Below are 14,547 nucleotides of genomic sequence, written 5' to 3'. Positions count from 1 at the left end.
CCGGTCAAGGAGATTGTATGCAATACGTAAAGCTCGGCCACACAGGCCTCGACGTCTCCCCTATCTGCCTCGGCTGCATGGGCTTTGGCGACCCCTCCCGGGGCTATCCCGCGTGGTCGCTCGACGAGGAGGCCAGCCGCCCGCTGATCCGCCACGCGATCGAAGCCGGCGTCAATTTCTTCGACACCGCCAACATGTATTCGAACGGATCGAGCGAGGAGATATTGGGCAGGGCGCTGAAGGATTTCGCCAATCGCGATGCTGTGGTCATCGCCGCCAAGCTAAGCGCGCCCACGCGAAACGGCCCCAACGCTCTCGGCCTGTCGCGCAAGGCGATCATGACCGAGATCGACCATAGCCTGAGGCGGCTCGGCGCCGACTATATCGACCTCTACCAGATCCATCGTCGCGATCAGAGGACGCCCTGGGAAGAGACGCTGGAGGCGCTGCATGACCTCGTGAAGATCGGCAAGGTGCGCTATCTCGGCGCCTCTTCGATGATGGCCTGGGAGTTCGGCAAGGCGCTGCATCTGCAGAAAGCAAACGGCTGGGCGCGCTTCGTCTCCATGCAGGACAATTACAACCTCCTTGCGCGCGAGGAAGAACGCGAGATGCTGCCGCTCTGCGCCGACGAAGGCGTGCAGACGATCGTCTATAGTCCGCTTGCGCGCGGTCGCCTGGCTCGGCCGTGGGGCGAGACCACCGCCCGCTCCAAAGCCGAATCCAGCTACACGAAGGCCGACGAGCCGACAGCGGCGAGCGATGAAAAAATCGTCGAGGCCGTCGGCGCGGTCGCGGCGGACCACGGCGTCAGCCAAGCGCAGATTGCATTGGCTTGGCTACGCCGCAATCCCGTCGTTGCCGCGCCAATCGTGGGCGCGCTGAAGACCGAGCACATCGACGATGCGATCGCGGCGCTTTCGATCACCCTGACGGACGACGAGGCTGCCAGACTGGAGGCGCCTTATGCGCCCCGCCGGGACAATCAGGGTTTATCTGATCCGGTCGTGCTGGGCCGGGCGGTAGAGGCGGCGACAGGATTTAAAACGGCCGCCGCCTGACATGACGCTCGCCGGACTTGCTTCGCTTGATCTCTGCTCCGCCTGAACCCTCGGGCGCGCCGTCGGCCGGCGTATGGGGGAGCAACACATTGGCGCCAGGCGGAGAAGTCCGCAGGTTCATCGTCCCGGCTCGCGCGAATTTTCACCGCGTTGATTGTCATCCTCGCAGATATATCGCCCGCCGCCCCTGCCTTGCGACGCCCAACCGCAGCGTCCTCCCCCGCCGGCGCTCGCGCCCGTGCTGGTGTCTAAACCCGCCGCCGGCGTGTTCACGGTATAGGGGATGAAGCCGCCGAGCGGGCTCAGTTGCGCCTCCGCGGAGGTGGCGGCTATCGCGATGAGGCAAGCGAGAACAAGGGTTCTGGTCAAGGCCGTTCCTCCCCCTCGGTCCCGGGATCAGGCTGGGACCGCTCGGGCCATTCGTCGCCAAGAGCGCCATTGTCTGCTGTTCGCACGGCATGCGCAAATGAGCGCGCCTCTGCGGCCATTCCGGCGCGCGTCCCTCGCTAAGGCCACGCAATCCACAGGAATGGCGCAGCGAGCGGCGCTTGCGGTTACGATTCCGCGTTTGGCGGAAGCGCCCGCGATTTCATTCATCCCGTAATGCCCATTCGCGCGTCGTGGCGAGACCCGCGATATTTTACGTGCTATGGTAGGTAATTGCTCGCCACTCGTCGCATCGTCAATGGTCTCGCCGTCGCTCGTTGGAGTGGGAGGAGTCTATGGCTGCAACAGTCTTCGGCGGCGCCGGTCTGGCGCATCGCATGGCTCGCTTTGTTGGATCGACGGCTTTCCTGTTGAGCGTTGGCTTGACGCTCTGTACGTCTGGCAATCCAGCCGCCGCGCAATCGAATGAAAATGTCATCGTGTCCCAGGGCGAAGCCGTCGTCAGCGGCTTTTCCGGCGCGCACGCCGTCAATCCGGTCCCGCAAGGCGTCGATCCCGTCGCGGTCACTTTCATCGACCCGGCCGGCCCTTCAGCGCGCGTGATTGACTTGCGCAACGCCGGCGGCCCGCCGCAAGCTCAGGTCTTGCCAGCGCTCAAGCCGTTCACGATCACGGCGGCGCAAGTCGGCCAGGTGTTCGCGGTCGCGCTCGACAAGGCCAGCCCACCCAACATTTATCTTGCAGCAAGCTCCAGCTATGGCCTGCCGATCGTGCTGCCCGCGCTCAACGCCGGCGACCCGCCGCAACGCCTCACGGAAGGCGCGCCCGGCGCGGCTTTCATGCCCGGCCTGTTCGGCCCGGCCGCGATGCAAGGCGGCCCAGGGTCGATCTGGCGCGTCGACGGCGCCAGCGGACAAGTCGCGCTCTTCGCCAATGTGACCTTGGACGGCGCGCCCAATTCGGGGCCCGCGCTCGGCGGGCTGGCTTTCGATCCCGCCTCCAACAGCCTATTCGCAGCCGATCGCGACACCGGCATGATCCATCGCTTCGGTCTGAATGGCGCGGAGATCGGCCGCTATGACCACGGCAAGGATGGCCGCGCCGCGGCGGGACTGCCCCCGGTCGCGCTCGATCCCACCAAGCGGCTCGACATATCCAGCCCGAACTTCCGCGCCCAGGATCCTGCGACCTGGGCCTATGCGCCGCCCGAGCGGCGCATTTTCGGCCTCGCCGCGCATGGCGGCCGCCTCTATTACGCCGTCGCCGACGGCCTGAAGATATGGTCCGTCGCGATCGCGCCCAACGGCGCCTTCGGAACCGACGCGCGGATCGAAATCGAAGTCCCGCCCGGCGACATCCCCAGCGAGATTTCCAAGATCATCTTCGACGATCGCGGCCGCATGGAGCTCGCCGAACGCGGCGCGCCGACGGGCGCCTTCGATTTCCAAACCATCGCGCAACCCGCGGCGAGCCGCGTGCTGCGCTATCGTCTGCTGCAAACCGACGGCAAATCCGCCCCGACCTGGCAGGCCGATCCCGACGAATATGCGATCGGCTTTGCGGCCGCGCTGCGCAATACGAATGGCGGCATTGCGATCGGCTATGCCTATCGTCCCGACGGCAGTCTCGATACGGGCGCCTGCGGTGGCTTCCTCTGGACGACGGGCGAGCAATTGCGCAACGCGAGCGATTCCACGCTCGCCGCCGAACTCGCCAAGACCGGACCGCTGGCGCTCAACGGATTGCAAGGCAATGCGATTGAAGCCGTGCGGCCTGACAATGTTCCGCCGCTGCAGAGTCTCTTCGCCAATTATTTCGACGATTCGGGCGACCCTGTCTTGCACGGCCATCTCGGCGACATCGCGATACCGCGCGGCTGCGGCCAGAGCGCGGCGATCCCGACGCCCGTGACCATCATCTCATGGTGGCCGGGCGGACCGCCGGAAGCTTGCCCGGACGGCTTCGTCCGCCTTGGCCGCTTGTGCCGGCTTCCCCCGCCCCAATGTCCGATCGGCGAGCGCGGCGGCGGCGTCCAATGCTGTCCGCAGGGAACAGCGCCGGGCCTGCGAGGGGAATGCGAACCTTTGCGGGGGAGCAATTTCACCTGCCCGGTCGGCGCGACGCCGATCCAGCGGCCGGACGGCGCGATGCAATGCGCATGGTTGGCGCGCTGCCCCGGCGGCGCGCAGGCCGACTCGCGCGGCGGCTGCCAGCGCTTTTGCCCGCCCGGCGAGATCGGATGGCCGTCGCGCAAATGCTGCGGCGACGGCGAGATCGGCTTGCCCGACGGCCAGTGCTGCCCCGAACGCAACGTGCGCGACGGCAAATGCGTGAATCCCTGCCCGACGGCCGGCGAAACCCGCTTGCTTGACGGCCAGTGCTGCCCCGAACGCGACGTGCGTGATGGCAAGTGCGTCACTGTCTGCCCGCGCGGCGATACGCGCCTGCCCGACGGGCAATGCTGTCCTGAAGGCGATGTGCGCGACGGCAAATGCGCGCCGGTCTGCCCGAATGGTCAGCCGCGCGCGGACGGCCAGTGCGGGCCGGTCTGCGGCGCCGGGCAGCGTATCGTCGGAGGACAATGCGTCGTTCAATGCCCGCCCGGCGAAACGCTGGGACGCGACAATCTCTGCCACAGGACCGGCGGCAATGATCGCTGCGCGCCCGGTCTGACGCGGGTGAATGGCGCCTGCGTCTACATCCACAGACGCAAAGCATGCGGGCCAGACGAAAGGCTATCGCCCAATGGCGCCTGCGCGCCGGTCGCCGAACCGCCGATGTGCCCGCCGGGCTTGGTCGCGACGGAGGATGGCCGCTGCGTTCCGAACGCGCCGCCGCCGTACGAATTCGGCCCGCGCTATCCCGACGAGCCGATGGGGCCGCCTATCTTCCGGCCCCGATTCCACGGGAATCGCGGCGGTCCTCCATGGTTCGGACCTCGCCGCGATGGGCGCGGCGGCGGCGGGCGATATGCGCCCCATTGCATGGGCGGCTGGTGCCGGCGCTAAAGCGCACGGCGAAAAAACGGGCGCCGGTTTTCGTAGACCGCGCGCGTTTTCAAGGAATCTAGAGCCTGTCGCGATTCAATTGAATCGCCACAGGCTCTGGGCGGTCGATGCGCATCAGGCGGGAATGCAGGCGCTTCGCGTCGCTTTGAACTGTTGAGCGCTTCCCGCGACGCGTCCGACGCAGAAGCGGGCAGTCTCCGTCTCATGCCTGATCCGTCCCGGACTTACGCCTTGGCGGCGTTCTGTGCAGCCTCGAATACATCGCGCGCGGACGTCGTGCCCGCTACGCGCTCCGCACCCTCGGCTCCGAGGTCCATCCATCCCGCGTTCACGGCCTCAAACATTTCTTCGGCAGGTCCGGTATGGCCCTTCGGGATGCCGAACTGCTCGAACGCTTCCGCCCACCCTGCGCGCGGGACTGCAAAGGCTTTCACGTCGAGCTTCAGGACTTCACCCAATTGCTCCGCGACTTCATCCGCGCTGACCATCGAACCAAGCTCGACGACGCGCCGCCCCGACCACGCTGGTCCGGTCAAAAGTGTTGCGACCTCCGCGCCGATGTCGTTCGTCGCGATCATGGTCGATTTCCGGTTTGTCGGATTGTAATAGACCGGCAGCATTCCACCTTGGGCGACGTGCAAGCCGTAGAGGAAGTTTTCGAAGAATCCGCCTGCGCGCACAAAGGCGACCGGAGATGTCAGGTTGCGAAAACCTTGCTCCAGAAGCGACAGCGCCGTGATCATCCCGAGCCCGCTGGTCCTGTCGGCGCCCATCGACGAGAGCGCCACCACGCGCGGCGGCGCCGCCTTGGCGAGCGCCTGGACATAGTTCGCAATCACGCCCTTGGCTTCTTTGTAATCGGGCGATGGCGCCCAGACAGCCGGCAACATGACAAACGCGCCTTCGACGCCTTTGAGCGCCCGCTCGATAGCCGCCGAATCATTCCAATCGCCGTCTACGAGGTCCACGCCTTGGTCCGCCCAATGAGCCGCCTTTTCGCGATTGCGGACGAGCGCGCGTACTTTCTTGCCGTGCGCCAACAGATGTTCTGCCGTGGCGCCGCCCACTTTTCCGGTAATTCCCATGACTAAAAACATGCATTTTCTCCTGATTTTGAGGGACAGAGCACTGCCCCTGTTGGTTCAATGAATGAGCGGCAGAATGGCCCGGATACGGGGATCGCGCAGATAGAGGGCGCCCCATGTCATCGCGCCCAGAAGCAGGGAAATGATTTCCGGCGGCGATCCCAACTCACCGATGCGGACATGGGCGCAGATGGCGCCTCCCAGAAAGCCCGTCACCAAGATCGCACCGAGGACGGCGGTGGCCGGAATGGCGTAAAGCACGGCGCAGGCGAGTATGATCGGACCCACGACACGGGTCAGATCCATCGCGAACCCGGTTTCCTGCAACATGCTCGCGATCTGCGCCGGCGCGAAAAGCTGAATAGTCCCATCCGCCGCCAGAGCGATAACGACAAACGCACTCATGATCCGGCCGGTCCACAGGGCGCGATGCAAGGTCATAGTTTCAGGCGCCTGATGCAGGCTCATAGTATCGGACACTTGTCATTCTCCGATGGGCGGATCCCATATTCGGAGCCTACTGTGTCTCTTATCTATGATAAACACTGCGGAAATGAACTTACTGTTCTCTCTGTGGTGAACAATGTCGAGGCGCGAAAATGCAGAATCTCGAACCCATCCTCGTTTTCATAACGGTCGCGGAAATGGGGAGCTTCACCCACGCAGCCGATAGCCTGGGCATTCAAAAGGGAAGGGCCTCAACGGCGGTCCGGAAGCTGGAGGAAGATGTTGGCGTCAGGCTTCTGCACCGGACGACGCGCAGCGTGCAGTTGACGGAAGACGGACGCGCATTCCATGCCCGCGCCCGCGATCTGCTGGCTGAAGTCGATGACCTGCACTCGATGTTCGCAGGCGATCGCGTGGCGCTCCGCGGGCGTTTACGGGTCGATCTTCCCACCGAGGTGGCGCGCACGACGATCGTGCCGGCCCTGCCCGATTTCATGGCGACTTATCCCGAGTTGGAGCTGGAGGTGTCGAGCACGGATCGGCAAGTCGATCTGGTTCAAGAGGGGTTCGACTGTGTATTGCGGCTTGGACCCATACGGGACGAGACGCTGATTGCCCGCCCGCTGGGCCTGTTGCGCATGGTCAACGCCGCCAGTCCCGCCTATCTCGAGCGCTATGGAATCCCTCGATCGCTCGAAGATCTCCAGCGTCAGGAACATCGGACCATTCATTTTTCGACGATGCTGGGCGCAAGACCCTATGGATGGGAATATCCGGACGGCGACAGCTACGCGACGCTTCAGTTGCCAGGCGCTCTACACGTCAACAGCGCGCAGACCTACGAAGCCGCCGCCCTCGCCGGCCTTGGCCTGATTCAGGCGCCGCTCTTGGGGATCGGCCGATACCTAGAGAGTGGAGCGCTTGTGGAGATCATACCCGATTTTCGTCGCCGGGCGCTCGCCGTGTCCCTCGTCGTCGCGCATCGGAGCAATCTGTCGCGCCGGGTCCGCGCATTCATGAAATGGATCGAAGATGTGCTGACGCCGTATCTGGAATAGCGAGACGAACATCTTCGTCCGGCCCTCGAAATCAACATTCTGAAGTGATGTCTGCCGGTCGGCGGCCTCGTGGTCCAACACGAATGCGACACTGAAACCAGCGACCTAGGCCAGGGACCCCGCCGCCGGGAATCCTCAACCCCAGCGGCGGTGTATCCACATCCATTGATCGGGGGCGTCGCGGACCATCGCCTCCAACGTCGACTGCAAATTGCGGGTCGCCGCCTCGATATCGGCGTCGCGATTGTCGGTCTGCGGGACAGGCACCTGCGCGATGCGTATCGAAAAACGGACGCCGTCCAGGCGCTTGGCGCGAAAGACATAAAGCGGCGCATCGACCGAACGTGCGACAAGCGCGGGAAAAGGGTTGGACGGCGCGGGCTTGCCGAAAAACGGCGCCGCCACGCCGCGGCCCTCGCGCTGATCGGCCAGCAGGGCGACGCACCCCCCTTCGCGCGCATGGCGCAGCAGCGACACCGCCGTGCGCGGCGACTTTTGCATGAGGCCGCCGGGATAATAGGGGGCGCGGAGCGTGCTGACGTAGCGATCGACAAAGGGATTGGCGATTTTTTGATAGACGCCGGCCGGCCGCCACCCCAGGAGCAGACCCGATTGGGTCAGGATCTCCCAATTGCCCAGGTGCAGGCCGCACGCGATGGCGCGACCATCGCTTCGGCGCAGCGCGTCGAAAGTCTCTTGCGATTCGAACTCGATCCGGTCGCTGTTGAAGATGCGGTCGATATGGAAGAACTCGGCGAAGGTCCGACCCAGATTCTCCCACATGCCGCGCGCGATCTGTTCGATCTCGCCCGGCGTCTTTTCCGGAAAGGCTAAGGCCAGATTGTTCAGCGCGCGCCGATGGCGGCGCGAACGGGGCGCGATAAGCCGCCACAGGGCGCCCGACCAACGCGAGGCAAGCTCAAGCGGCAGCATGCGCATAGCCGCCGCCAGCGCCAGAAAGGCGAAATATTCGAATCTATAGCGTAGGCGCTTGTCGGGTTTCATCGGAACGCAGGCCCATCGCGGTGAGCGCTGATATCCCTAGGGCCGGGCAAGGCGAACGGCTGGAATCGGACTGAAACTCCCGCCGCGCGATCAGCAATCGGTGAAATAAGCCCAACCCCGCGCGCTTGCAACCCAGACTGGTCGCCGTCATCCCCCGGAAATTCGCCCGCCCGGCAGTTTCGCCGGATCGGCGCACGAAAACACAAGACGGATCGGCGTTTTTCGGCAATGATCGGGCCGGCATCGAAATGGGCCGCGATGGGCAAGCTTGCTGGACGCCTTGTCCGTCGCGGCCAGGATATGTTCCGCGAAATAGGCGCCAACCAAATTCCGTGACGATTTCGCCTGTTTCTTGGGACGAACGGGGGTCAGGAGGGGGCACGACATGAGCGCGATTGCAAAAGGCGACCCGCCGACAGGCGCGGCGACCATCACCGAACACGAAGCCGCCCAGGTGGCGCGCGCGAATGCGACGGCGTTGAGGCCGGTCGTGTTCGTGCATGGCCTATGGCTGCTGCCGAGCAGTTGGGACCGCTGGGCCAAGCTCTTCGAAGGCGCGGGCTTCACGGCTCTCACGCCCGGCTGGCCGGACGATCCGGACACGGTCGAAGAAGGCAATGTGCACCCGAATGTCTTCGCCCATAAGAGCGTCGGTCAGGTCGCGGATCATTTTGACGAGATCATTCGCGGGCTGACGAAAAAGCCGGTCATCATCGGCCATTCGTTCGGCGGCCTGCTGGCGCAGATTCTCGCCGGGCGCGGGCTGGCCTCAGCGACGGTCGCGATCGACCCCGCCCCGTTCCGCGGCGTGCTGCCGCTGCCCTTCTCCGCGCTGAAATCGGCGTGGCCGGTGCTCGGCAATCCGGCCAACCGCAACCGCGCGATTCCGCTCACCTTCGACCAGTTCCGTTTCGGCTTCGCCAATGCCGTCAGCGAACATGAGGCGCAATTGCTCTATGACACTTTCGCCGTGCCGGCGTCCGGCAAACCCCTGTTCCAGGCGGCGACCGCGAACCTCAATCCCTGGACGGAAGCGAAGGTCGACACCGATAATCCCGATCGCGGACCCCTGCTGATCCTGTCGGGCGAGAAGGACAATACCGTGCCCTGGGCGATCGCCAACGCGTCCTTCAAGCTCCAGAAGCGCAATGCCGACGTCACCGAAATCCTCGAAATGCCCAATCGCGGCCATGCGCTGACGATCGACGACGGCTGGCGGGAGGTCGCCGAAACGGCGCTCAATTTCGTGAAGCGGTTCCTCTGAGCGGATCGCTACCCTTCGGTCGCCTTGGCGATCGGCGGCTGGAAGGTTAGGCCCATGTCCCAGGGGAAATAAATCCAGGTGTCCTGCGACACTTCGGTGATGAACGTGTCGACCAGCGGCCGGCCCAAAGGCTTGGCGTAGACGGTGGCGAAATGAGCCTTGGGCAGCATTTCGCGCACGATGCGCGCCGTCGCGCCGGTGTCGACGAGATCGTCGATCACAAGAATATTCGCCCCATCGCCCGATTTGACGACCTCGGGCGAAATGCCCTTGAGCACCTGCAGGCCGCCTTGCGTCTTGTAGTCGTGATAGGAGGCGATGCAGACGGTCTCGATGACGCGCGTGCCCAGTTCCCGTGCGACGATCGCGGCCGGCACCAGCCCGCCGCGCGTCACCGTGACGATCGCCTCGAACGGCCCGACGCCGCTGAGGCGCCAGGCGAGCGCGCGCGCGTCGCGGTGGAACTGGTCCCAAGATACGGGAAAGGCCTTTTGCTGCGGCTCGGTCATGGCGGCTCCGTTCGACCCATTCGGGCAAACGCCTTGTTAGCAAGCCGCGCGGACGCGTGCGAGAGGGCGGCCGCGTCGTCAACAGGCATTACAGCGGCCGGTCATATTCGCGCAACGACGCAATCATCGCGCCGATCGCGTCTCGCGCCGCCGCGATTGCCTCGGCGTCTTTGCCGCGCACCACGATCTGGTTGCGAAAACGCCCGTCGAGGAAGGACGGATAGGAGCCGATCGAAACGCCGGGATGGGCGGCGGCGATGATGCCGAGCGCGCCGCCGTAACGCCCTTCTGGAATGCCGCCCGCCTCGATCGTCTCGGCGATGATTTTCACGCCGGTCTCAAGGCCCTTGGCGGCCGAATCGAACATCGCCTGCATGATATTGGGCACGCCCGCCATCACGATGACATTGCCGAGCCGAAACCCCGGCGCCTTGGAGATCGGGTTCTCGATGAGATCGGCGCCGGCGGGAATGCGCGCCATGCGTCGCCGCGCCGCCGTGAGATCGCCGGGCAGATAGCGCTCCATCATCATCTTGAGAGCGCGCGGATCCTCGTCGATCGGCACGTCGAAAGCCTTGGCGACCGCGTCGGCGGTGATGTCGTCATGGGTCGGGCCGATGCCCCCGGTGGTGAAAACATAGGTGTAGCGGTCGCGCAGCGCGTTGAGCGCGGCGACGATCTCCTCCTCGACATCGGGAACGACGCGCGCCTCGCGCAACTCGATGCCGATATTGGTGAGATATTCCGCGATATAACCCGTGTTGCGGTCCTTGGTGCGGCCGGAAAGAATCTCATCGCCGATGACAAGGACGGCGGCGGTGATGGTCTTGCCCTTTTCGCTCATCGCCCTCTCAACCTTTCAAACTCTCTCATAAGCCACATTTTCGTTCGTGCGCAGGATTTCCCGATAGCCCAGCGCGCGCAGACGTTGCTCCAATTGATCGCCGCCGCGCAAGAGCGCAAATTCCAGGATGATGAGACCCGGCCAGAGCGCGCGCGGCGCGTCGCGAAAAAACGGGTCGAGGACAAGGTCCTCGGCGCCCTCGATGTCGAGCTTGATCGCATCGACGCGCTCATAACCCTCCTCGATCAACAGGGATAGCAGGCTTTTCGCCGGCACCCGCAATTGCGTCCCCCGCGCATCCGCGCTGACAATCCGCACCGAGGTCTCGCCGCGATTGCTGGAATTGACGAACAGCGCGATCTCGCCGTCGCGATCGGCAAGCGCGCAGGACACGGCTTTGACATTGGCGAAAGCATTCTGTTCAATATTGTAGACAAGCCGCTCGAAAATCTCCGGCAGCGGCTCGACCGCCAGGATGCGCGCGCGCGCTCCCCCATGAGCGGCGACGAACAGCGCATAGCCGCCGACGCTGGCGCCGACGTCAAGAAACACGAAATCGCCCGCCAGGCGCTCGGCGAGCAAGGCCCGCTCGGCGGGATCGAAATATTGCGGCGTGAAGAGAAGGCGCTTTTCCGCGACGTTATTATAGGGGTAGAGGCGCATTTTCGCGCCCAGAGACTCGATGTCGACGGGCCGCCCGGCCAGCGCCTTGATCGCCATCGAGCGCAGGAAAAACGCTATTCTCTTGCCGAACCATCCTTGCGAGCAAAGGCGTGTCACGCGCAGGCTGAGCGCGCAAAGACCCTTGGGCGCGTAAGCGCCATAAAGCGATGAATCGACGACGATGGTTTTGGGCATGAAGCTCGCAGGAGAAAAGCGAAGCGGGTCGCCCTGGCCGCAAGAGCGAGCGACGCGAGCACGAGCGCCAGCCTATGTTCTCCTCGCCATATTTTCAAGCGAAGCGCGCCGCGCGGATCGATGCGCGCGTGTTCCTCAATTGTCGCCGCGGCCGGGACGCAGCGGTTCGCCGCACTCTCCGGCTTTTCGAAGGCGAATGGTTTCGAGCGCAATCCGGTCGCCCCGCCATCCCAGGCCAAGATCAGCGCGCCCGCCGCTCGGGCAGGCGTTGCCGTCGTCTTTTCGCCAGACCGGCGTCGAGGCTTTCAACGCGACATAGTCGGGAAAGATTCCCTGCCAGACGCCCTCGCCAGCGGGCAGGCGACGCGCCAGTTCGCCCTCCCAGCTTGTGATGTCGACATCCCGCCAACGACCGTCGCGCCAAACGAACAGGCGCTCGCGGTTGAAATTGCCGGTACCCGATTCATAGGCGGGGATTTGCAGCATCGTCCTACGCCCGGCGTGCAGGAGCCGGGGTTTGTCGTAATAAAAAGCCGCGTCAGCGTCCGGCGCGATGACGGCGTGCGACATCGCCGAAGCGAGACACTCGAAGATAACGACCCGCCGATAATCCGGTTCCTCCTCGCCCTTCGCATATTCATAACTGGCGTAAGCGAAGGCATGGCCCTCGACCGCGCCCATTTCCTCAGCGGCCGTCACCTTGCAGGCTCCCGCATCGGGGATGGCGAGGATGGGCAGACAGTTCGCTCGCGCTTCAGCCGCGCCGATTGTGCGCCCGGCCTCCGTCGCGCGAAGTTGCGCAAGCATTTTGTCAAGCTCCTTTTGACGCCGGGCATAGGCTTCGGCGAGTTCGTCATTCGCCGCCGCCTTGTCGCGCGACTGCGTCAGCCATTCCGTCTGACTGGCTCGCAAGCCGGCGGGATCGAGAGAAAGCGTCAGCGCCGCATCGAAATCCTGTCCCAGTTGGGAATCGGCCGCCGAAAGTCCCGGATCGGCGCAAATTCTTCTTTCGATCGGCGTCGTCGCCCGGCCGCAGTCAAAGCTCGCCGCCGCGGCGGCGCCAGGCATTATGGCCCATACAAGCGCCATGAGCGCCGCAGCAAACGGAGCCGGCAATCTCATCGGACGGCTCCTGTCGCCTCGGCGGGCGTCTGGGACAGCGCACATGAATGGGATAGTACGGCCTGGGCCTCGCCCTTTCAAGAAGGACAGAGGACTCGCCAACGCGCACTTCGATCCGCCGGAGCGGAGCTCGGTCAGTCCATGGCGACCATGCTCAGCGAGCGCGCCGCCGCTTCGACAAGTTTCTCGCGCTCGGCCCTGACCTTGGCGCCGCGCTTGCGCAGCGTCGCGACGACGTCATCCGGCGCGGTCGATGGCGAGCCGGCGTCGAACGGCGGCTCCGGCGCATATTCGAGATTGAGCTGGATCGTCTGCGCGGTCTCAATGCCGGCCAGCTCCGCGACGAGCGTCAGAGCAAAGTCGATGCCCGCCGTAACGCCGCCGCCCGTCATCAGGGCGCCGTCGCGCACAACCCGGCCCTGTGTGGGAATCGCGCCAAAGGCCGCCAACAGATCATGCGACGCCCAATGCGTCGTCGCCCGCTTGCCGCGCAACAGACCGGCGGCCCCCAGAACCAGGGCGCCCGTGCAAACGGACGTCACGAAACGCGCAGCCCTTGCCTGACGCCGCAGGAAAGCCAGAACGGTTTCATCGCCAAGCAGCGGATTGATTCCGACGCCGCCGGGCACGCAGACGACGTCGAGCTGCGGGCAATCGTCGAACGTCTCATTGGGCTCAAGCCGCAACCCGGTCGACGAGACGACGGGCGCGCGGCTTTTCCAGACCAGGCGGACGCGCGCCTCCGGCCAGGAGGCGAAGACCTCATAGGGACCCGTCAGGTCAAGTTGCTGCACGTCGGGAAAGACCAGGAGACCGATATCGAGAGGCATGATGTTTTCCTTGAGTATCGAAGAGAAAATGTCTGGTTTGGCGCAACCTAGTCGATTAGGGTTTGGCGGAAATGACAAATAACCGGCATTCTACGCCAAACTATGTGCGACGCGTGGAGATCATCGCCTTCGACAGGGTGCAATTGCTCGATGTCGCCGGGCCCCTCCAGGTCTTCGCCACCGCCAATGACCTTGCCTGGCGCCAGGGATCGCCGGCCCCCTATGTGCTGGCTGTCGTCGCGCCAAAGACGCCGAGCGTCGAAACTTCCGCAGGCCTTGGCCTCGTCGTCACGCCGCTTCCGCGCAATTCGACGGCCGTCGATACGCTGATCGCCGCGGGCGGATTTGGCGTCAACGCGGCAAGTGCGGACGAAGCTTTGCTGGGCTGGGTGCGGCGCCGGGCCTCGCAGACCCGTCGTCTGGCCTCGGTGTGCTCGGGCGCGTTCCTGCTTGCCGCCGCCGGCCTGCTGGCGGGGCGGCGCGTCACGACGCACTGGACCCGTTGCGGCGAACTGGCGCGCCGCCACCCGGAGCTGACTGTCGAAAACGATCCGATTTTCATTCGCGACGGCAATATCTGGACTTCGGCAGGCATTACGGCTGGGATCGATCTGGCGCTCGCTCTGGTCGAGGAGGATCTCGGGCGGGACATGGCGCTCGCCATCGCACGCCAGCTTGTCGTTTTCCTCAAGCGCCCCGGCGGCCAGGCGCAATTCAGCACGCTACTGTCCTTGCAGCAGGATTCGGATCATTTTGGCGCTCTCCACGCCTGGATCGGCCAGAACCTCGGCGCGGATTTGCCCGTTCCCGATCTCGCCGCGCGCGCCGGGATGAGCGACCGCACATTTCTCCGCCGCTACAAGCAGGCCACCGGCTGCACCCCGGCCAAAGCGATCGAACGGCTGCGCGTTGAAGCGGCGCAGCGCCAACTCTGCGATTCCCGCGTGGCGATCAAAAGGATCGCCGTTCGCTGCGGCTTCGGTTCCGAGGAGACCATGCGCCGCAGCTTCGTTCGGGTCGCCGGCGTTCTGCCCCAGGATTACCGGCGCCGCTTTTCGCCTTGAAGGCG

14 protein-coding genes are annotated in these 14,547 nt (G+C 64.7%); 5 read left to right on the top strand and 9 right to left on the bottom strand.

The features are described 5' to 3' along the window. Positions 1-17 precede the first annotated feature (17 nt). Positions 18-1,061 (top strand): aldo/keto reductase, encoded by a 1,044-nt coding sequence (locus GSQ90_RS07335; protein WP_158814097.1) that lies wholly within the window; start codon positions 18-20, stop codon positions 1,059-1,061. A 117-nt stretch (positions 1,062-1,178) separates the two neighbouring features. Here the strand turns inward: GSQ90_RS07335 and GSQ90_RS07330 are convergent, their stop codons facing one another. Next, on the bottom strand, positions 1,179-1,430 hold the full coding sequence (locus GSQ90_RS07330) for a hypothetical protein (protein ID WP_158814096.1): 252 nt from the start codon (positions 1,428-1,430) through the stop codon (positions 1,179-1,181). Positions 1,431-1,783: 353 nt separating this feature from the next. Between GSQ90_RS07330 and GSQ90_RS07325 the strand changes: the two genes are divergently transcribed. Then, positions 1,784-4,456, top strand: coding sequence for a hypothetical protein (locus tag GSQ90_RS07325; RefSeq protein WP_158814095.1), 2,673 nt, complete (start codon positions 1,784-1,786; stop codon positions 4,454-4,456). Between the two features lie 224 nt (positions 4,457-4,680). On the opposite strand, the gene GSQ90_RS07320 is transcribed toward GSQ90_RS07325, so the two are convergent. Both GSQ90_RS07320 and GSQ90_RS07315 read right to left on the bottom strand, forming a co-directional pair. After that, positions 4,681-5,553, bottom strand: coding sequence for an NmrA family NAD(P)-binding protein (locus tag GSQ90_RS07320; RefSeq protein ID WP_158814094.1), 873 nt, complete (start codon positions 5,551-5,553; stop codon positions 4,681-4,683). Positions 5,554-5,598: 45 nt separating this feature from the next. Then, complete coding sequence (locus tag GSQ90_RS07315; protein WP_158814093.1) at positions 5,599-6,021, bottom strand: DoxX family protein; 423 nt, start codon at positions 6,019-6,021, stop codon at positions 5,599-5,601. Positions 6,022-6,140: 119 nt separating this feature from the next. Between GSQ90_RS07315 and GSQ90_RS07310 the strand changes: the two genes are divergently transcribed. Next, positions 6,141-7,046: a LysR family transcriptional regulator gene (locus GSQ90_RS07310; RefSeq protein ID WP_158814092.1), complete on the top strand. Its 906-nt coding sequence runs from the start codon at positions 6,141-6,143 to the stop codon at positions 7,044-7,046. A gap of 135 nt (positions 7,047-7,181) precedes the next feature. Here GSQ90_RS07310 and GSQ90_RS07305 read toward each other — a convergent pair whose 3' ends face one another. Continuing rightward, positions 7,182-8,051 (bottom strand): lysophospholipid acyltransferase family protein, encoded by an 870-nt coding sequence (locus tag GSQ90_RS07305; RefSeq protein ID WP_158814091.1) that lies wholly within the window; start codon positions 8,049-8,051, stop codon positions 7,182-7,184. 385 nt (positions 8,052-8,436) lie between these two features. Between GSQ90_RS07305 and GSQ90_RS07300 the strand changes: the two genes are divergently transcribed. Further along, positions 8,437-9,315 carry an alpha/beta hydrolase gene (locus GSQ90_RS07300; protein WP_158814090.1) on the top strand — a complete coding sequence of 293 codons (879 nt, stop codon included), beginning with the start codon at positions 8,437-8,439 and terminating at the stop codon, positions 9,313-9,315. 8 nt (positions 9,316-9,323) lie between these two features. Here GSQ90_RS07300 and gpt read toward each other — a convergent pair whose 3' ends face one another. From gpt to GSQ90_RS07275, 5 genes are all read right to left on the bottom strand, one after another. Further along, positions 9,324-9,824 (bottom strand): xanthine phosphoribosyltransferase, encoded by a 501-nt coding sequence (gene gpt, locus GSQ90_RS07295; protein ID WP_158814089.1) that lies wholly within the window; start codon positions 9,822-9,824, stop codon positions 9,324-9,326. A gap of 88 nt (positions 9,825-9,912) precedes the next feature. Continuing rightward, a complete protein-coding gene (locus GSQ90_RS07290; RefSeq protein WP_158814088.1) occupies positions 9,913-10,668 on the bottom strand; it encodes a molybdopterin-binding protein in 756 nt (251 codons plus the stop codon). A gap of 15 nt (positions 10,669-10,683) precedes the next feature. After that, a complete protein-coding gene (locus GSQ90_RS07285; RefSeq protein WP_158814087.1) occupies positions 10,684-11,526 on the bottom strand; it encodes an FkbM family methyltransferase in 843 nt (280 codons plus the stop codon). A gap of 135 nt (positions 11,527-11,661) precedes the next feature. Next, a complete protein-coding gene (locus tag GSQ90_RS07280) occupies positions 11,662-12,648 on the bottom strand; it encodes a lysozyme inhibitor LprI family protein (protein ID WP_158814086.1) in 987 nt (328 codons plus the stop codon). A gap of 134 nt (positions 12,649-12,782) precedes the next feature. After that, entirely contained in the window at positions 12,783-13,478 is a 696-nt protein-coding gene (locus tag GSQ90_RS07275) for a DJ-1/PfpI family protein (protein WP_158814085.1), read from the bottom strand. Between the two features lie 71 nt (positions 13,479-13,549). Between GSQ90_RS07275 and GSQ90_RS07270 the strand changes: the two genes are divergently transcribed. Beyond that, on the top strand, positions 13,550-14,542 hold the full coding sequence (locus GSQ90_RS07270; RefSeq protein WP_158814084.1) for a GlxA family transcriptional regulator: 993 nt from the start codon (positions 13,550-13,552) through the stop codon (positions 14,540-14,542). Positions 14,543-14,547: the final 5 nt, after the last annotated feature.

Source organism: Methylocapsa sp. S129 (assembly GCF_009765995.1).
Taxonomy (GTDB): Bacteria; Pseudomonadota; Alphaproteobacteria; order Rhizobiales; family Beijerinckiaceae; genus Roseiarcus.
This window is presented reverse-complemented; position numbering and strand designations above follow the sequence as displayed.

Excerpts from the sequence above, each read along its gene's own strand:
- gpt (WP_158814089.1), bottom strand. The coding sequence starts at position 9,824 with ATGACCGAGCCGCAGCAAAAGGCCTTTCCCGTATCTTGGGACCAGTTC.
- GSQ90_RS07320 (WP_158814094.1), bottom strand. The coding sequence starts at position 5,553 with ATGTTTTTAGTCATGGGAATTACCGGAAAAGTGGGCGGCGCCACGGCA.
- GSQ90_RS07305 (WP_158814091.1), bottom strand. The coding sequence starts at position 8,051 with ATGAAACCCGACAAGCGCCTACGCTATAGATTCGAATATTTCGCCTTT.
- GSQ90_RS07280 (WP_158814086.1), bottom strand. The coding sequence starts at position 12,648 with ATGAGATTGCCGGCTCCGTTTGCTGCGGCGCTCATGGCGCTTGTATGG.
- GSQ90_RS07275 (WP_158814085.1), bottom strand. The coding sequence starts at position 13,478 with ATGCCTCTCGATATCGGTCTCCTGGTCTTTCCCGACGTGCAGCAACTT.
- GSQ90_RS07325 (WP_158814095.1), top strand. The coding sequence starts at position 1,784 with ATGGCTGCAACAGTCTTCGGCGGCGCCGGTCTGGCGCATCGCATGGCT.
- GSQ90_RS07290 (WP_158814088.1), bottom strand. The coding sequence starts at position 10,668 with ATGAGCGAAAAGGGCAAGACCATCACCGCCGCCGTCCTTGTCATCGGC.
- GSQ90_RS07285 (WP_158814087.1), bottom strand. The coding sequence starts at position 11,526 with ATGCCCAAAACCATCGTCGTCGATTCATCGCTTTATGGCGCTTACGCG.
- GSQ90_RS07310 (WP_158814092.1), top strand. The coding sequence starts at position 6,141 with ATGCAGAATCTCGAACCCATCCTCGTTTTCATAACGGTCGCGGAAATG.
- GSQ90_RS07300 (WP_158814090.1), top strand. The coding sequence starts at position 8,437 with ATGAGCGCGATTGCAAAAGGCGACCCGCCGACAGGCGCGGCGACCATC.
- GSQ90_RS07270 (WP_158814084.1), top strand. The coding sequence starts at position 13,550 with ATGACAAATAACCGGCATTCTACGCCAAACTATGTGCGACGCGTGGAG.
- GSQ90_RS07335 (WP_158814097.1), top strand. The coding sequence starts at position 18 with ATGCAATACGTAAAGCTCGGCCACACAGGCCTCGACGTCTCCCCTATC.